The organism is Rhizobium sp. M10, from assembly GCF_002531955.1.
GTDB lineage: Bacteria > Pseudomonadota > Alphaproteobacteria > Rhizobiales > Rhizobiaceae > Rhizobium > Rhizobium etli_C.
In genome coordinates, this window is sequence record NZ_NWTA01000007.1 from 259,932 (window position 1) to 278,026 (window position 18,095).

The 18,095-nt window shown below is 60.9% G+C and carries 16 protein-coding genes; 9 read left to right on the top strand and 7 right to left on the bottom strand.

Going from position 1 to position 18,095, the window contains the following annotated elements; genetic code table 11:
* From mce to CO671_RS14525, 5 genes are all read left to right on the top strand, one after another.
* A complete protein-coding gene (gene mce, locus CO671_RS14505) occupies window positions 1-405 on the top strand; it encodes a methylmalonyl-CoA epimerase (RefSeq protein ID WP_097606484.1) in 405 nt (134 codons plus the stop codon).
* Between the two features lie 162 nt (window positions 406-567).
* A complete protein-coding gene (locus tag CO671_RS14510; RefSeq protein ID WP_004668399.1) occupies window positions 568-843 on the top strand; it encodes a DUF1467 family protein in 276 nt (91 codons plus the stop codon).
* 589 nt (window positions 844-1,432) lie between these two features.
* The gene (gene proS / locus CO671_RS14515) at window positions 1,433-2,755 is read left to right on the top strand and encodes a proline--tRNA ligase (protein ID WP_097606485.1); all 1,323 of its coding nucleotides are present in this window, start codon (window positions 1,433-1,435) and stop codon (window positions 2,753-2,755) included.
* 15 nt (window positions 2,756-2,770) lie between these two features.
* Window positions 2,771-4,075 (top strand): lipoprotein-releasing ABC transporter permease subunit, encoded by a 1,305-nt coding sequence (locus CO671_RS14520; RefSeq protein ID WP_097581583.1) that lies wholly within the window; start codon window positions 2,771-2,773, stop codon window positions 4,073-4,075.
* Between the two features lie 14 nt (window positions 4,076-4,089).
* The gene (locus CO671_RS14525) at window positions 4,090-4,773 is read left to right on the top strand and encodes an ABC transporter ATP-binding protein (protein WP_097581582.1); all 684 of its coding nucleotides are present in this window, start codon (window positions 4,090-4,092) and stop codon (window positions 4,771-4,773) included.
* Window positions 4,774-4,867: 94 nt separating this feature from the next.
* Here the strand turns inward: CO671_RS14525 and CO671_RS14530 are convergent, their stop codons facing one another.
* On the bottom strand, window positions 4,868-5,332 hold the full coding sequence (locus CO671_RS14530) for a DUF5680 domain-containing protein (RefSeq protein WP_097606486.1): 465 nt from the start codon (window positions 5,330-5,332) through the stop codon (window positions 4,868-4,870).
* Between the two features lie 484 nt (window positions 5,333-5,816).
* On the opposite strand from CO671_RS14530, the gene dnaE reads away from it, so the two are divergent.
* Entirely contained in the window at window positions 5,817-9,314 is a 3,498-nt protein-coding gene (gene dnaE / locus CO671_RS14535) for a DNA polymerase III subunit alpha (protein ID WP_097606487.1), read from the top strand.
* A 91-nt stretch (window positions 9,315-9,405) separates the two neighbouring features.
* Here the strand turns inward: dnaE and CO671_RS14540 are convergent, their stop codons facing one another.
* Both CO671_RS14540 and CO671_RS14545 read right to left on the bottom strand, forming a co-directional pair.
* The gene (locus tag CO671_RS14540; protein ID WP_097606488.1) at window positions 9,406-10,662 is read right to left on the bottom strand and encodes a L,D-transpeptidase family protein; all 1,257 of its coding nucleotides are present in this window, start codon (window positions 10,660-10,662) and stop codon (window positions 9,406-9,408) included.
* A 197-nt stretch (window positions 10,663-10,859) separates the two neighbouring features.
* On the bottom strand, window positions 10,860-12,152 hold the full coding sequence (locus tag CO671_RS14545) for a DNA polymerase IV (protein ID WP_097606489.1): 1,293 nt from the start codon (window positions 12,150-12,152) through the stop codon (window positions 10,860-10,862).
* A 75-nt stretch (window positions 12,153-12,227) separates the two neighbouring features.
* On the opposite strand from CO671_RS14545, the gene CO671_RS14550 reads away from it, so the two are divergent.
* Complete coding sequence (locus tag CO671_RS14550; protein WP_097606490.1) at window positions 12,228-12,815, top strand: GNAT family N-acetyltransferase; 588 nt, start codon at window positions 12,228-12,230, stop codon at window positions 12,813-12,815.
* On the opposite strand, the gene CO671_RS14555 is transcribed toward CO671_RS14550, so the two are convergent.
* Window positions 12,790-13,464, bottom strand: coding sequence for a hypothetical protein (locus CO671_RS14555; RefSeq protein ID WP_170964984.1), 675 nt, complete (start codon window positions 13,462-13,464; stop codon window positions 12,790-12,792). The genes CO671_RS14550 and CO671_RS14555 overlap by 26 nt on opposite strands.
* Window positions 13,461-13,769: a DUF3572 domain-containing protein gene (locus tag CO671_RS14560; RefSeq protein ID WP_010030555.1), complete on the bottom strand. Its 309-nt coding sequence runs from the start codon at window positions 13,767-13,769 to the stop codon at window positions 13,461-13,463. Before CO671_RS14560 ends, CO671_RS14555 begins: the two co-directional genes overlap by 4 nt.
* A gap of 133 nt (window positions 13,770-13,902) precedes the next feature.
* On the opposite strand from CO671_RS14560, the gene CO671_RS14565 reads away from it, so the two are divergent.
* The gene (locus CO671_RS14565) at window positions 13,903-14,274 is read left to right on the top strand and encodes a response regulator (RefSeq protein ID WP_003547430.1); all 372 of its coding nucleotides are present in this window, start codon (window positions 13,903-13,905) and stop codon (window positions 14,272-14,274) included.
* Window positions 14,275-14,292: 18 nt separating this feature from the next.
* The gene (locus tag CO671_RS14570) at window positions 14,293-15,666 is read left to right on the top strand and encodes a PleD family two-component system response regulator (RefSeq protein WP_097606492.1); all 1,374 of its coding nucleotides are present in this window, start codon (window positions 14,293-14,295) and stop codon (window positions 15,664-15,666) included.
* A 750-nt stretch (window positions 15,667-16,416) separates the two neighbouring features.
* On the opposite strand, the gene rpmG is transcribed toward CO671_RS14570, so the two are convergent.
* Window positions 16,417-16,584 (bottom strand): 50S ribosomal protein L33, encoded by a 168-nt coding sequence (gene rpmG / locus CO671_RS14575; RefSeq protein ID WP_003587245.1) that lies wholly within the window; start codon window positions 16,582-16,584, stop codon window positions 16,417-16,419.
* A gap of 93 nt (window positions 16,585-16,677) precedes the next feature.
* Complete coding sequence (locus CO671_RS14580; RefSeq protein WP_097581573.1) at window positions 16,678-17,862, bottom strand: MFS transporter; 1,185 nt, start codon at window positions 17,860-17,862, stop codon at window positions 16,678-16,680.
* Window positions 17,863-18,095 lie beyond the last annotated feature (233 nt).

Here is an 18,095-nt window from a genome sequence, read left to right on the forward strand (position 1 = left end):
ATGCTCGGCCGGGTGAACCATATCGCCATTGCCGTCCCCGACCTGACGGCGGCCGCGGCCGCCTATCGCGATACGCTGGGCGCTGCCGTGTCGCAGCCGCAGGCGCTGCCGGAACACGGCGTCACCGTCGTCTTCGTCGAATTGCCGAACACCAAGGTCGAACTGCTTGAGCCGCTTGGGGAAGCCTCGCCGATCGCAGCCTTCCTCGACAAGAACCCGTCCGGCGGCATGCACCACATCTGTTATGAAGTGGACGATATCATCCTCGCCCGCGACCGGCTGGTCGAGGCGGGGGCGCGGGTGCTGGGCGACGGCCAGCCGAAGACCGGCGCGCATGGCAAGCCGGTGCTCTTTCTGCATCCCAAGGATTTCTTCGGCACGCTGATCGAGCTTGAACAGGCCTGAACCCAATTCATGTGAAGTGCTTGCGCTGCGGCAGAGTGACCCGAAGGCGGCGAAATGTTTCGTTCGCTTTGAATTGGCCGCCATTCCGCCGTATAAAGGCGCGCAATTGAAAGTGAGAGGACGGCTTCGCCACATGGCGGCGCGACATCACCGGGAACCATAATGCTTCAGATCTTCCTTCAGGGATTTGCCGTCTACTTCATCATCTGGTGGATGACGCTTTTCGCCGTCCTGCCGATCGGCCTGCGCACCCAGGCGGAAGACGATGATATCGTGCTCGGCACCGTTCCCAGCGCGCCCACCCGCTTTCGCGCCGGCTTCGTCTTTTCGCTGACGACGCTGATCTCGGCTCTGATCTACGGCCTCTGGTATGTCTGCGACACCTATTTCGGCTGGGGCTTCGACGCCCTTCCACAACTAGGGCCTAGCTTCTATTGAAGTAGCTTTTGCTCAAAGTTTGGGCAGATGTAAAACTCACAAAAAATCGATTTCGTCATATCGGCGTCATGCTGTTGCGGCAAAGAGCTCGCCTAACGGAATGAGGGCGCATTTCCTTACGGAAGGCGATCTCGTTTCTGGTTGGGATGGGAGGCAAAAGCCAAAAAAAAACAAGGCTGAAAGCCTTGTTTTAAGTATCGCGTGATCTGTAACCGTTGCCGGGGCTGCGACGAGCGCGCCTAAGATCTGATCCTCCCAAGACTTGACCGCGAATTCGGCAAGAATTTAGCTTCCTGCCTGTTTTGTGAGCTAAAGCTAGCTCAAACATTGGGCTTTGTCATTAGCTTTTTTTGCATTTTTGCTACACTCTAGCAAAATATTTCTGTTGACAAGATTTTCGTTCAAGTCCTTATAAACACGCGCTTTTTCACGCCCTTTCATTTTGCGGGCGTGAACATGCGTATCCGGGAGGCGGCCGACGGCAGTTGCGGGTTTCCTTCCCGCCGCGAAGCGGCTATGAACGCTCCCACATTACCAATGTACCGTCGATTCCGTTCTCCGCGGGATCTCAACTGCTTCGGAATCCGCCATGCGTCTGTCCCGCTATTTCATGCCCATCCTCAAGGAAAACCCCAAGGAGGCGGAAATCGTCTCCCACCGGTTGATGCTGCGCGCCGGCATGATCCGCCAGCAGTCGCAGGGCATCTATTCCTGGCTGCCGCTCGGCAAGCGCGTGCTCGACAAGGTCAACGCCATTATCCGCGAGGAGCAGAACCGTGCCGGCGCCATCGAGCTTTCGATGCCGACCCTGCAGTCGGCCGAACTCTGGCAGGAAAGCGGCCGTTACGACGCTTACGGCAAGGAGATGCTGCGCATCAAGGACCGCCAGGATCGGCCGATGCTCTACGGCCCGACCAACGAGGAGATGGTGACGGATATTTTCCGTTCCTCCGTCAAATCCTACAAGGACCTGCCGCTCAATCTCTATCACATCCAGCTGAAGTTCCGTGACGAGATCCGCCCGCGCTTCGGCACCATGCGCTCGCGCGAGTTCATGATGAAGGACGCTTATTCCTTCGATCTGACCCGCGAAGGAGCGGAGCATTCCTATAACAAGATGTTCGCCGCCTATCTCAGAACTTTCGATCGGCTCGGCCTGCGCGCCATTCCGATGCGTGCCGACACCGGCCCGATCGGCGGCAATCTCAGCCATGAATTCATCATCCTCGCCGATACCGGCGAATCCGAGGTCTTCTGCCACAAGGACTTCGTCGGCTTCGATATTCCCGGTGACGGCACCGATTTCGACAGCGTCGAGGGTCTGAAGGCGATCTTCGACAAGTGGACCTCGCTCTATGCGGCGACCTCGGAAATGCACGACGAGGCGGCTTTCAACGCCGTTCCGGAAGGCGAGCGTCTTTCGGCGCGCGGCATCGAGGTCGGTCACATCTTCTATTTCGGCACGAAATATTCCGAGTCGATGGGCGCGAAAGTACAGGGGCCTGATGGCAAGGAACACTTTGTTCACATGGGTTCCTACGGTATCGGCCCGACGCGCCTTGTTCCCGCCATCATCGAAGCATCGCATGACGACAACGGAATCATCTGGCCGGCTTCGGTCGCGCCCTTCGATATCGTGGTGATCAACATGAAGTCGGGCGATCAGGCCTGCGACGATACCTGCGAGCTGATCTACGCCGCGCTCACCAAGGCCGGCAAGGATGTGCTCTACGACGATACCGACGACCGGGCCGGCACGAAATTCGCAACCGCCGACCTGATCGGCGTACCCGTCCAGATCATCGCCGGCCCGCGCGCGGTCGCGAACGGCGAGGTCGAAGTGAAGGACCGCAAGACCGGCGCCCGCGAAACGATGACCATCGAAGCGGCGATCAACAGGTTCGTGGCTTAAGGAAACGGAGGCGAAATGGCAGAGGCAGCAGTGGACCGGAGTTCAACATCCGGCTTGGGTCCGGCTGGCAAGCCATTTTCCACCTTCGAACGCCTCGTGGCCTGGCGCTATCTGCGCGCCCGGCGCAAGGAAGCCTTTATCTCGGTCATCGCCGGCTTCTCCTTCGTCGGCATCATGCTCGGCGTCGCGACGCTGATCATCGTCATGGCCGTCATGAACGGCTTCCGCACCGAGCTCGTCTCGCGCATCCTCGGCATCAACGGCCACATGATCGTCCAGCCGGTCGATGGTCCCTTTACCGATTATCCCGACCTTGCCAGCAGGCTTGCAGCCGTACCCGGTGTCAAGATGGCGCTGCCTTTGGTGGAGGGGCAGGTGCTTGCTTCCGCCCAGGCCGGCGGCAGCACCGGCGCCCTGGTGCGCGGCGCCCGCGCCGAAGACCTGACCAAGCTCAAGACGATCTCCGACAACATCAAATCCGGCGACATGGTGGGCTATGCCTCCGGCGAGGGCGTGCTGATCGGCACCCGCATGGCCGACCAACTGGGTCTGCGCGTCGGCGACCTCATCACGCTGACCTCGCCGGAAGGTGACGTCACGCCGATGGGCGTCAACCCGCGCGTCAAATCCTACAAGATCTCCGGGCTGTTCGAGATCGGCATGTCGGAATATGATTCCTCGATCATCTTCATGCCGCTCGAGGAAGCGCAGCTCTATTTCAATGCGGCGGGGCTGGTGCAGTCGATCGAGCTCTTCGTCGATCATCCCGATGATATCGACGCTCTGCGGCCGAAGGTGGAAGAGGCGGCCGGTCGCCAGATCAACCTGACCGACTGGCGCCAGCGCAATCAGACCTTCTTCTCGGCGCTGCAGGTCGAGCGCAACGTCATGTTCATGATCCTGACGCTGATCGTGCTGGTGGCGGCGCTGAACATCATCTCCGGCCTCATCATGCTGGTGAAGGACAAGGGCAGCGATATCGCCATTCTGCGCACGATGGGCGCCAGCGCCGGCGCCATCATGCGCATCTTCTTCATGACCGGGGCGGCGATCGGTATCGTCGGCACCATCGCCGGCGTGCTGCTCGGCGTCCTCGTCTGCGTCAACATCGAATCCATCCGCCAGTTCTTCTCCTGGATATCAGGCACCGTGATCTTCAATCCGCAGGTCTATTTCCTCAGCCAGCTGCCGGCGGAGATGGATCTCAGCGAAACGATTTCGGTCGTGGTCATGGCGCTCAGCCTCTCCTTCATCGCCACCATCTTCCCGGCATGGCGCGCCTCCAGGCTCGATCCGGTGCAGGCCCTGCGCTACGAATAAGGAATGCCGCATTCATGAATCGCAACGTCGTCCTCAAGCTTACCGGCGTCGAGCGCCATTACGGGCAGGGCGATACGCTGCTCTCGATCCTGAAGGGTGCGGATTTCTCGCTGTCGAAAGGCGAGATCGTCGCCCTTGTCGCGCCCTCGGGCACGGGCAAGTCGACGCTGCTGCATGTCGCCGGTCTGCTCGAGCATCCCGACGGCGGCGAAGTCACCATCAACGGCCATGCCTGCGACGGGCTGAGTGACGAGAAGCGCACGGCGATCCGTCGCCGCGAGATCGGCTTCGTTTATCAGTTCCATCACCTCCTGCCGGAATTTTCGGCGCTCGAAAACATCATGATGCCGCAGCTGATCGCCGGCCTGTCCTGGAAGGAAGCCGGAGAGCGGGCCGGCCAGCTTCTCGACTATATGCGCATCGGCCATCGCGGCTCGCACCGCCCGGCCGAACTGTCAGGTGGCGAGCAGCAGCGCGTTGCGATCGCCCGCGCCGTCGCCAATGCGCCGACCCTGCTTCTGGCCGACGAGCCGACCGGTAATCTCGACCCGGAAACAGCAAGCTACGTCTTCGACGCGCTGGAGGCCCTGGTGCGCCAGTCCGGCCTCGCGGCCCTGATCGCCACGCACAACCACGAACTCGCCCGCCGCATGGATCGGCGCGTGACGATCTCCGACGGCAAGGTCGTCGATTTCTGATCGATGTCGCCCGGACGTGCGCAGCGGTTCCGGGATAAAGACGAAGAGATGACGCGTCTGGCGGCAGGTTCGAATCGACCCGCCTCCGGATCCGTCAGGGGATGATCAGGCCGCCGCGATAGTCGAGCGCGTAAGCCTTCCGTCCGTCGACCACGATGCATTCATGACCGCTGAACCGTTCACAGCCGCCTTCGCTGCGATCGACATAGCGCCCGAACGGATGGTCGAATTCCATTCCGCCGAGAAAGCGGCCCTGCCGGTACATGGCAGAAAGCGCCGCCTTGATCACAGTTCCCGCTGCGCTGGCATCGATGAGATCGGGCGCAATGACCCAGCCGAAATAATTCATCGCCCAGATCGGCTCGTCGGCAAACCACACCACCTCCTGTCCGGCGAAGTCGGTGCCGCCGAAATAGCTGTCGAGATAGCGCCAGTCGCCGCGCTCATAGCCGATATCGTGAGACCCCGGCCGGCAGGGCGGGCGCGGCACGCCGCCGCCGACATAGCTGGCAGCTTTGGCTTCGACGACGAATTCGTTCAGCATCGCTGTCTCGGGCATAGGGTCCTCCTGACTCATCAGTTGGGATATAGCAGGATGTGCAGAACATAAACAGAACAAATGCGGGGGAGCCTTTGTCGTCGGCGGGATGTGTCCACGTTCTTTGCGGCACCGGGGCCGGCGAGGCCGCGGCTCGGCATCTCAAGCCCGTCGCCGAAGCTTTCACCGAATCGTTGCGTCGCCGGGGTGTTTTTCAAACGCAAGCAGGAAGGAAAAGATTCCTGTTGACATCGGAACATAGATCGAACAAATTGAAAACATAACGAGTAAAGGAGAGCCAAATGACTGACATGATCCGTGATATCGCAGCATTCACCTCCATCGCAATGTTCGTTGCCAGCTTCTCGCTCATCGTCATCGCGATCTAAAGTTTTCAGGGGACTGCATGGCCATCATGTGGTTCGAACACCGGACTTCTTCTGGACATCATTGCCCTCCATGCCGACAATGCGTCTGATTCATTCGGTGATTGGGAAGGCATGTCATGGCGGATACGGTAAAGGCTTCGACGGGTGAGGTGATCGGCGACACGCCGGGCTTCATTCACCTGAGAGTCCATTCCGCCTATTCGCTTCTCGAAGGCGCGCTGCCGCTGAAGAAGATTCTCTACAAGGCGGCCGGAGACAATCAGCCGGCCATCGCCATTACCGACACCAACAATCTGTTCGTCGCCCTCGAATTCTCGCAGAAGGCAATGGACGACGGGCTGCAGCCGATCATCGGCTGCCAGGTCTCGATCGACATGGAAGACGGGCTGGAGACCGAAAAACGCGGCGGCCAGCAGGCATTGGTCAAGCTGCCGTCGATCGTTCTTCTCGCAGCGACGGAGGCCGGTTACGAAAGGCTGGTCGACCTCATCAGCCGCGCCTATCTCGGCGGTGAAGGCAATCAGGCCGTCCATGTCCGATCCTCCTGGCTGGAGGAGGCGGGCACGGAAGGGCTGATCGCCTTGACCGGCGCCCTGACGGGGCCGGTCGACGGGGCGATCAGGGAGGGCCATTCCGCCCAGGCCGAAGCGCGGCTGCTCATGCTCAAGCGTCTCTTCGGCGACCGGCTCTATGTCGAGCTGCAGCGGCATGGCACCTACGACAAGCGGCACGAGCAGAAGATCATCGGGCTCGCCTATGCCCACGATCTGCCGCTGGTCGCGACCAACGAGGCCTTCTTTCCGACACGCGATGATTACGACGCCCATGATGCGCTGATGGCCGTCGCCCATAATGCCATCGTTTCCGACGACAGCCGCTTTCGCCTGACGCCGGATCATTACCTGAAGAGCCGCGCCGAAATGGCCAAGCTCTTTGCCGATTTGCCGGAAGCGCTGGAGAACACGATCGAGATCGCCAAGCGCTGCTCCTTCGTATTGAAGACGCGCAAACCGATCCTGCCGCGCTTCACGGGTGCGACCGACGACGCCGAGGAGGCCGAACGCGCCGAGGCGGGCGAATTGCGCCGCCAGGCGGTCGAAGGGCTGGACATGCGGCTTTCGACCCTCGGCATGTCGCCGGGTTATGAGGAAAAGGATTATCGCGAGCGGCTGGAATTCGAGCTCAGCGTCATCGAACGCATGCGCTTTCCCGGCTACTTCCTGATCGTTGCCGACTTCATCAAATGGGCCAAGCAGCATGACATTCCGGTTGGTCCCGGCCGCGGTTCGGGCGCCGGTTCGCTGGTCGCCTACGCGCTGACGATCACCGACGTCGATCCCTTGCGGTTTTCGCTGCTGTTCGAACGCTTCCTCAATCCGGAACGCGTGTCGATGCCGGACTTCGACATCGACTTCTGCCAGGACCGCCGCGAAGAGGTGATCCGCTACGTCCAGGCCAAGTACGGCCGCGAACAGGTGGCTCAGATCATCACCTTCGGTTCGCTGCAGGCGCGCGCAGCACTGCGCGACGTCGGCCGCGTGCTGGAGATGCCCTACGGCCAGGTCGACAAGATCTGCAAGCTCGTGCCGAACAATCCGGCCAATCCGACGCCGCTCTCCAAGGCGATCGAGGAGGAGCCGAAGCTGCAGGAGGAGGCAGCCAAGGAGCCGGTGGTCGCGCGCCTGCTCGATATCGCTCAGAAGATCGAGGGGCTTTACCGCCATGCCTCGACCCATGCTGCCGGTATCGTCATCGGCGACCGGCCGCTGTCCAAGCTGGTGCCGATGTATCGCGATCCGCGCTCCGACATGCCGGTCACCCAGTTCAACATGAAATGGGTTGAGCAGGCGGGCCTGGTCAAATTCGACTTCCTCGGCCTGAAGACGCTGACCGTCCTGAAGGTCGCCGTCGATTTCGTCGCCAAGCGCGGCATCAGTGTCGACCTTGCGGCCATTCCCCTGGACGACAAGAAGACCTACGAGATGCTGTCACGCGGCGAGACGGTCGGCGTGTTCCAGGTGGAAAGTGCCGGCATGCGCAAGGCGCTGATCGGCATGAGGCCGGACTGCATCGAGGACATCATCGCGCTGGTGGCGCTCTATCGTCCGGGCCCGATGGAGAACATCCCGACCTACAACGCCCGCAAGCACGGTGACGAAGAGCTGGAATCGATCCATCCGATGATCGACCACCTGCTCAAGGAAACTCAAGGGGTTATCGTCTATCAGGAACAGGTGATGCAGATCGCCCAGGTCCTGTCCGGTTATTCGCTCGGAGAAGCCGATCTTTTGCGCCGCGCCATGGGTAAGAAGATCAAGGCCGAGATGGACCAGCAGCGCGAACGCTTCGTCGATGGCGCCGTCAAGAACGGCGTATCGAAGCCGCAAGCCGACAATATCTTCGAACTGCTGGCGAAGTTCGCCAATTACGGCTTCAACAAGTCGCATGCCGCCGCCTACGCCATCGTCTCCTACCAGACGGCCTATATGAAGGCGCATTATCCGGTCGAATTCCTCGCCGCCTCGATGACGCTCGACATGTCCAACACCGAAAAGGTCAACGACTTCCGCCAGGACGCCAAGCGCCTCGGCATCGAGGTGATCGCCCCGTCGGTGCAGACTTCCTTCCGCCAGTTCGAAACCGGCGACAACCGCATCTATTATGCGCTCGCCGCTCTCAAGGGCGTCGGCGAATCCGCCGTCGACCATATCGTCGAGGTGCGCGGCGACAAGCCCTTTGCCGGCATCGAGGATTTCTGCCTGCGCATCGATCCGCGCCAGGTCAACCGCCGCGTGCTGGAAAGCCTGATCTTTGCCGGTGCCTTCGACTGCTTCGGCACTGACCGCGCCCAGCTTTCAGCCGGCCTCGACCGTATCCTCGGCTATGCCCAGCGGGCGCAGGAAAACAAGTTGAGCGGTCAGTCGGATATTTTCGGCAGCACCCTGACGTCGGGGCCTGAGAAGATTGCCCTGCCGCCGTTTTCGCCCTGGCTTGCCTCGGAGCGGCTGCTGAAAGAATTCCAGGTGCTGGGTTTCTATCTCACCGCCCACCCGCTCGATTCCTACAGTAATATCCTGCAGAAGATGCGGGTGCAGACCTTCGCCGAATTTTCCGCAGCGATCAAACAGGGCGCGTCCAATGCGCGCCTTGCCGGCACCGTCATCTCCAAGCAGGAGCGCAAGACCCGCACCGGCAACAAGATGGGCATCATCGTCTTTTCGGATTCGTCGGGCCAGTTCGAGGCCGTGCTGTTTTCGGAAATGCTGAACCAGTACCGCGACATGTTGGAGTCCGGAAAATCCTTCCTGCTGACCGCGACCGGCGAGGAGCGGCCGGAGGGCATCGGTCTGCGCATCCAGACGATCCAGTCGCTGGAGGAAAAGTCGCTGCAGATGCAGAAGGCGCTGCGCGTCTATATCAGAGATTCCGGACCGCTGAAAATGGTCGCCGGCCATCTGAACGCCAAGGGCGACGGCCTGGTTTCCTTCATCGTCATCAAGGAAGAGGGCAAGCGCGAGGTCGAAGTGGCGCTGCCGGAGAAATACCGCATCACCCCGGAGATCGCCGCCGCCCTTCGCGCTGCCCCCGGCGTCGTCGACGTCGAGCTTGTGTGATCGCGACGCGGATCGCCCGGGGGGCGAAGTAGATTACCCTGGGGAATACACCTTACCCAGGGTGATCTACTTCGCCCCGGGGTGATGGCCGTCAGCCGCGGGTGATGGTGATGAAATTCGTGCCTTCGCCGGTCTCCCGGCCGAGGCCGGTATCGGAGATCGTCAGCGTCGAGCCGGGCGCGATCAGCGCGTCGATCTTGCGGCGGGTCTCGTCGGGGATGGTAATCCGGCTCAGCGAACGGGCGATCGGCTTGCCGGTGACGATCGAGCTTTCCTGATTGCTGATCCCGAGCCGCTTCATCGCCTCGCGCGAGAGATTGTTTTCGAGCGTGATGCCGAGCCAGTCCGCCGTGCCGGCCTTTTCATCGACCGCGTGCAGGGTGAAGAAATGCGTGCCGAGCGCCAGCCCCGGATCGGCGATCGTCACCGGCGCCTCGAAGACCGGCTTAAATGCCTTTCGCACCATGATGACGCCGTTCGGCGGCTCGCCCTTGCCGGCTGCGGCATAGACGGCTTTTAGCAGCCTGTCGGAGATCAGGCTTCTGTCGCCGGCAAATTCCGCCGGCCGCAGCGTCTTGAAGGCCGTGACCGCCTGTACGGTCGCCGGGCCGAGCAAGCCGTCCGGATCGCCGGCGGAAAAGCCGAGCTGGTTGAGAAGGGTCTGAATGTCGATCACCGTCTCGCGCAGCGTCCGGCGCGTGATGAGCATGCTGATCGGCTCGGTTGGCGGCTCGATTTCATGCGTTGCAAGCGGCTGCACCATCGGCATCGGCATAGCGGCGGTATCGTTCATCGCCACCTGCACCGGCTTTTGCGGGCTGTCGGGCATGGATGGCCGCAGTTCGAGATCCGAAAACAGCGGCATCGTCGCCGGCGCATCGGGATGGAAAAGCGTCGGATGGTCGATCGGCTGCGGCGCCAGCTCGCCGTCGCTGATGATGACGGGAATGCCGGCCTCGGTCATCCCATAGAGCATTTTTGCAAAGGCCCCGGGCATGCGCACGCAGCCGTGCGAGGCCGGATAATGCGGCACGGAATTCGATTCATGCAGGGCGATGCCAGACCAGGTCAGCCTTTGCATGAAGGGCATCGGGGCGGCGGAATAGAGATTGGATTCGTGGTATTTCCGCTTTTCGAGCACCGAGAAAATGCCGCTCGGCGTCGTGTGGCCGTCCTTGCCGGTCGAGACCTTCGAGGTCGCGACGACCTCGGTGCCGTCATAGACCGCAAGCGACTGCTTGTTCTTCGAAACGAAGATCTGCAGCGTGCGCACATCCGCGGCAAAAGCAGGGTGCACGAGTGCGGTGGCCGACAGCAAGCCGAAGCCGAAGACGAAACGCGAGACCATGATACCCAACCATACGCAATACTGGTCCGGCACATTATGGGACGAAGTTTAAGGAAGATTTTATAGGCGCCGAGCCGGTTGCCCGCCTCACGTGTGAGAGCATGTCTCGCAAAAGTGTGCGCGGTTTTGCGATAAAGACATGCGAGAAAATAAAGACCTAAAGCGTGAGAAGCTTATCTGAAAGATCGCGACACGCTTTAGTGATCGCGCTTGTTGCTGCCGAAGGTGTAGCCGGTCTCGACCGTGTTCTTGCCGAACTTGTCGCGCAGCTTGTCCATCGCCGCTTCGGCGGCCGCCCGCCGGCCCGATTGCCGGTCGATGAGATCGGGCGGATCGGCGCGGGCAGCATCGCCGAGGTCGGTGACGCCGATGCCGATCAAGCGGAATTTCGTGCCGTCCGTCTCCTTTTCGAGGAGCTCGAGCCCGATGCGGAAGATCCTGTCGGCCAGTTGGGTCGGGTCCTCGAGCTTGCGGTTGCGGGTGCGCGTCTTGAAGTCGGCGCTCTTCATCTTCAGCACGACGGTGTGGCCGGCGATGTCGCCTTTCTTCAGACGCCAGGAGACCTTTTCGGAAAGATTGCGCAGGATCGGCACCAGGTCGTCGTAGCGCGAGATGTCGTCGAAGAAGGTCGTCTCGGCCGAGACGCTCTTGGCGGCATCGTTGAGATGCACCTCGCGGTCGTCGATGCCGCGCGACAGGCGGGCGAGCCGCTGGCCGATGCTGCCGTAGCGGCGCATCAGGTCGTTCTCCTCCATCTGCTGCAACTGGCTGATGGTGCGGATGCCATCCGCTTCCAGCGTCGCGGCAAAGGCCTTGCCGACACCCCAGATCGTGGTGACGGGTCGCGGCGCCAGGAATTCGACCGCTTCTTCGCGGCCGATGACGGAAAAGCCGCGTGGCTTCTGCAGGTCGGAGGCGACCTTGGCGAGGAATTTGCAATAGGAAAGCCCGACCGAGACGGTAATGCCGATCTCACTTTCGACGCGCCGGGCGAATTTGGCAAGCGTGCGCGCCGGCGGGTCGTGATGCAGCCGTTCGGTGCCGCCAAGCTCCAGAAAGGCTTCGTCGATCGACAGCGGCTGCACCAGCGGCGTCAGATCCTGCATCAGCGTCCGCACCTGGCGCCCGACCCGGACATATTTCTCCATATCAGGACGAATGACGACGGCCTGAGGGCACGCCTCCAGCGCCTTGAACATCGGCATCGCCGAACGCACGCCGTGGATGCGGGCGATATAGCAGGCGGTGGAGACGACGCCGCGTTTGCCGCCGCCGATGATCACGGGCTTGTCGGCAAGCTCAGGATTGTCACGCTTCTCGACAGCCGCGTAGAAGGCGTCGCAATCGATATGCGCCAGTGTCAGTGCATGGAGCTCGCGATGGCGCACCAGACGCGGACTGCCGCAGGATACGCAACGGCGCGCCTCGCCCTTCTGCTCGGCAAGGCAGTCGCGACAGAAGCCGGGTGTCTTGTCAGGCGCGGGCGTCATGGTGAGAACAAAGGTTGAACGTTGCGACACTACGCCTTAAGCTGACGAGTCTCAAGAGCAGGGGGAGCTTTGCCTTTGGATAACGATCTTCGTTTCGAGCCGGTGACGGCGGAACGCTGGCGGGACTTCGAAACCCTGTTCGGGCCGCAGGGCGCTTTCTACAATTGCTGGTGCGTGGCGCTGCGTCTGCCGCATGCGGTGAGGACGAAAATGGCGGCCGACGAGCGCAAGGCGCATATGCGAGAGCGGATCGAGGCAGGGCCGCCGCCGGGCATCCTCTGTTATGCCGGTGGCGAGCCCGTCGCCTGGGTGCAGGTCGGGCCACGCCACGACGTGCCGCAGTTCAACTCGCCGCGCACCGTTTCGCGGCCGCTGGAAGAGGGCGATGCGCATGATCCGTCGATCTGGGCCGTCAGCTGCTTCTTCCTGCTGCCCAGGCTGCGCGGCAAGGGAATGAGCCATCGGCTGCTCGCCGGCGCGATCGATCACGCCAGGCGCCAGGGCGCACGGCTGCTGGAAGCCTGTCCGATCGACCACGTGAAGCAGTCGAAATCCGTGACGCTCTGCATCGGTTCGACGGCGATCTTTGATGCGGCCGGCTTCGAGACTGTGGCAAGGCGCAAGGACGGACGGCCGCTCATGCGGCTGGAATTGCGCGACTGAACGTGCCGGAAAGGAAATGCGCGTCGATCAGTTCAGCGGCATGCGCCCAGTCGATGGCGCGGGTAATGTCGTCGGCCGCTGGCGGCGCGAAACGATGGACCGGTGAATCCGGCATCAGATGAATGAGCAGGCAATCGGCCACGTGTTCCCTGACGGAATGCAGATTGTGCGCCATATCATCGATGAATGCGACGGGAAAGGAGCGGCTGGCATGCAGCGCGTGGACGATCGGCCCCTTGGGCTGCTCGGTGGCAAGCAGCGGAAAGACCAGCCCGGCGCTGTCCAGCAGGCGGCGGCGCTGATCCTGGAATCGTGGCGGCATCGCCGTCAGGAAAAGGATATCGGCCGCCTGCGAAAGCCGGCCGAGCGTTTCGACGACGTGGTCGACCGGCGTCTGCCACAGTTCCTGCGCTTCGAAAAATTCTTCGATCAGTCGGCTGACCTGGTTGCCCTCGATCTCCGCACCGTCCGCTGTCGAGACGATGTTGCCGTGCAGCCGGAACGATCGCGGCAGGAACGCATGACCCAGGCTTTGAAGAAAAAGCTGGAACGGATCGATGAACTGCAGCACCACATCGTCGACGTCACAGACGATCAGCGGCCGCTCGCCGAGGCGGATATGCGAAATATCGAGGTCGGTCACGCTCAATATTCCCCGGAATCGAGACCCGGCGAGGAGAAATGCCGCCAGGCGGCGGTCACCGTCTCCGGGCTGAGGCCGCTCGCCGAGCAGAAGGCCATCGCCGTCGGTTCGTGGTTCATCAGGAAATCCATCATGCCGGAGAGGAAGCCGGGATCGTTGACGGCGCCGCGCACCTGTTCCGGCGCCACGCCGGTGAGCGCGAGGAAGCGGCCGAACATGTCGGGATCGCCGGCAAGCCAGCCGAGCACGGCGATCGCCGTCTCGTGCGGATCGGCCGCCAGTTGTTTCGAAGTCTTGAAGTTGCTTTGCATTTCGAGGGGTAAGTTACCTTTTCTTCAACCAAATACCGCTAGCGTGCGCTATCGGTTTCACGGAGCTCTTCATCCGCATGTGTCTTTCTCATGGGACGAACCGCTGCGCGAACGGACGTAGGGACAGCTTGTCATGCCCAAACAGGTGATGATTGTAGAAGATAACGAGCTCAACATGAAGCTCTTTCGCGACCTCATCGAGGCGTCTGGCTATACCACGATCCAGACGCGAAACGGCATGGAGGCGCTCGATCTGGCGCGCAAGCATCGCCCCGACCTCATCCTCATGGATATCCAGCTTCCCGAGGTCTCCGGCCTGGAAGTCACCAAATGGCTGAAGGAAGACGACGAGCTGCACGTGATTCCCGTCATCGCCGTCACGGCTTTCGCGATGAAGGGCGACGAGGAGCGCATCCGCCAGGGCGGCTGCGAGGCCTATGTTTCCAAGCCGATCTCGGTTCCGAAATTCATCGAGACGATCAAGACCTATCTGGGCGATGCCTGACGCATCGGAAAGACGCTTATGACTGCGCGAATACTGGTGGTTGACGATATTCCGGCCAACGTGAAGCTGCTCGAAGCGCGGCTGCTCGCGGAGTATTTCGACGTGATGACCGCCGCCGACGGCCACGAGGCGCTGGCAATCTGCGAGCGCAATCAGGTCGATCTGATCCTGCTCGACATCATGATGCCCGGTATCGATGGTTTCGAGGTCTGCGAGCGGCTGAAGGCCAGCCAGAAGACCGCCCATATCCCCGTCGTCATGGTCACAGCACTCGACCAGCCGGCCGACCGCGTGCGTGGCCTGAAGGCCGGCGCCGACGATTTCCTCACCAAACCGGTCAATGATCTGCAGCTGATCTCCCGGGTAAAGAGCCTGCTGCGGCTGAAAACGTTGAGCGATGAGCTGCGGATCCGCGCCGACACCGCCCATACGATGGGCATGGGTGATCTGATGCGGGCAGGCGAGGGCCGCGCCGACGAGGCCGGCCAGGTGCTGCTGGTCGATAGCCGCGCCAATTCGCAGGAACGCATCGTCAGGGCGCTGAAGCCCGTCGCCGATGTGCTCGCCCTCTCCGATCCGCAGGCAGCCCTTTTCGAAGCAGCCGAGAATGTCTTCGACCTCGTCATCGTCAACGCCAATTTCGACGATTACGATCCGCTTCGCCTCTGCTCGCAATTGCGATCGCTGGAGCGCACACGCTTCCTGCCGATCCTGATCATCACCGAGCAGGGGGCTGACGAGATGGTCGTGCGCGCCCTCGATCTCGGCGTCAACGATTACATCATCCGTCCCGTCGATCCGAACGAGCTGGTCGCCCGCAGCCTGACGCAGATCCGTCGCAAGCGCTACAACGACCGTCTGCGCGCCAGCGTCAAGCAGACGATCAAGCTTGCCGTGACCGATCCGCTGACCGGACTTTACAACAGGCGCTATCTCGACAATCACCTGAGTGTGCTCTTCAACCGCTCGATGGCGCGGGGCCGTCCGCTTTCGGTGCTGATCACCGATATCGACCGTTTCAAGCAGGTGAACGACACTTACGGCCATGACGGCGGCGACGAAGTCCTGCGCGAATTCGCAAACCGCGTCCGTTCGACCATCCGCGGCGCCGATCTTGCCTGCCGCTACGGCGGGGAAGAGTTCGTCGTTGCCATGCCGGACACATCGCCGGAAGTGGCCGCCGCTGTCGCCGAGCGCTTGCGCGCTGCGGTCGAGAGCGCCCCTTTCATGCTGAAGCACTCCGGAGAAGCGCTGAACGTCACCGCTTCCTTCGGCATCGCCTCGCGGATTGGCTCGGTGCTGACCCCGGACCAGTTGATGAAGCAGGCCGATCTTGCTCTTTACGAGGCCAAGAATACCGGCCGCAATCGTGTGGTTGCCGCGGCTGCCTGACGAATCACCCGTACGCTTTACGGCCATTTGCGGGTTTTCCACTGCCGTAAGCGAATTATTACCGATTTTTAAGCTTCGCCCACGCGACGCAGGCCGAAAATTTTGCAACTCGATAGCCCAAAAATGGACTCCAGGCGTTGCTGTGGATAACGGCGGCGTGCGACAGTTTCTGGAATGCCGGGCGGCGCTCGGAATGAAATGGGGACTATAAAAGAATGTCTGCTGACAAGAGGGTCAAATAGAGCGCGGCGGCGTCACCTCACGTAAGGGGAGGGGCGGCTTAAGTTATTAAGTTATATTGTCGAATTTCTTCTAGGCGTTCGGCACTAGGCTTCGGAGGCAAGCAGAGGCGGCAAATCTTTGTGTGTGCCAAAACTGGACTTTTAACCATAGAATCAAGCTAAGAAAATTCATCATTAAGAATTTGTTGATTTTCTTTCATTTCTGCGCAAATTATCGGCGTCATAACAGAAGCGCTCCCCTAGAGGAGCTGTCCGATACCCCATGATGCTCAGGTCCGCCGCATCTCCTGGGTCGTGGGGTCGGTCGGCTAGTAGGCAAGTCATAACGGTTCCTCGTGCCGTTTTGCATGCTGGCCGACCCCCTTTCAGGAAAACGCCGTCACTTCCCGAAGATGGAAGGGCGGCGTTTCTTGTTTGCGCTATCATCCCTCAAACGCGATCGTTCCGGACAATAAAAAACGCGCAACCCGAGGGCGCGCGCTTTTTTGAAATCCGTCAGGCCAAGTGATTACTTGATCTTGGTTTCCTTGAACTCGACATGCTTCTTAGCAATCGGGTCGTACTTCGTCTTCGTCATCTTGTCCGTCATCGTACGGCTGTTCTTCGTCGTGACGTAGAAGAAACCGGTGTCGGCTGTCGACAGCAGCTTGATCTTGATTGTTGTAGCCTTGGCCATGGTCGTCCTGCCTTTAAGAAAATGAAAGCCGTGGAAGCCGGATGGGGCTCCACGGCAAATTCTGGCGCGAAACTACGAATCCCGCCCGAAAAGTCAAGTCCGTTTTCGAATGAACATCAATCTGATGCCGGAAAGCATGGCGTAAAAGCCGAAGAAGGCGGCAATCGCCCAGGCAAAACCGTTATTTCCGGCGACATCGATCGCTGCGCCGATCGCCTGCGGCCCGGCCACGGTTCCCATCGCATAACAGAAGACGAAGGCGGCATTGGCCGCCGCAAGGTCGGAACCGGTCAGACGCGAGCCGAGATGGCTGAGGCCGACCGTATAGAGGCCGGAGACGCAGCCGCCCCAGAAAAGCAGGAGCCCGGCCATCAGCAGCCAGTTGTCGACCAGCAACGGCAGCATCATCGAGCCGATGAAGCCCATCAGCGCCATGCCGGCCAGAAGCGGCCGCTTGTCGGGGATGCGGTCCGAAAGCAGGCCGAGCGGGATCTGAAAGATGACGTTGCCGACGCCCATCATGGTCAGCAGAAGTGCTGCCTGCGATTCGGTAAAATGGGCGCGCACGGCAAAGATCGGGAAAAGCGACAGCCCGCCGGCTTCGACGGCGCCGAAGATGAAAACGGCCGCCGTCGCCGTCGGAACCAGGAAAACGTAGCGCATGAAATGCAGCTCCGGCTTTTCCTCGAGAACCGGGCTTTCGTAGCGGGCGATGAAGATCGGAATGGCGGCAAGCAGAATGGCGCCGGCGCCGACCAGGAAGGGGAAGATGCCGTCGCTGCCGAGCAACGAAAACAGCAGCGGTCCGGCGGCAAAGCCCAGCGAAAGCACGGTCGCATAAATGCCGAGAACGAATCCGCGCTTGGACGGCGGCGAGGCGGCGTTGATCCAGAATTCGGAGAGGATGAACAGCGTCGTCGTTGCGCCGTGGAAGGCGAAACGCAGCGGAAACCACATCCAGAAATCCTGGGCATAGTAGAAACCGAGCGCGCTCAGCGCTGAAATCACCACAGCCCAGAGCATTGTCGGCGCAACACCGTATATATGCGCGAGCTTGGTGGTAACGGGCGCGGCGGCCATCGCCGCAATGCCTGCCATCGCGGTATTGAGCCCGATCAGGGTCGATGAGATCCCGCGTTTTTCGAGGATGATGCTGAGCAGCGGAAGTCCGAGACCGATTGCGATGCCGACGGCTGATATCGACGAGATGGCTGCCACCAGAGAAGGCCAATGGATTTCTTCGAGATCGCCCGGTGTGCCGTTTCTCGGCTGAGACATTTATCCATCCTTAGAAAGCTTCGCGAGCGAATCGGCCGGTCGCTTCGCATAGAAAGACACGGACGTGCCAAATCCCGGTGACGAGCAGCGTTTCGCAGTATTTCCGATGTGAGTGACCGCCTGCGGAATGTAAAGCCTGTTCAGACAAGAAAAGCTTACCATGTCAAGTCGTTGAGGATCGACGACGCCCGCGTTCGGTAGTGGTCGGTGGAGGGCAGCCACTACACGTTAAA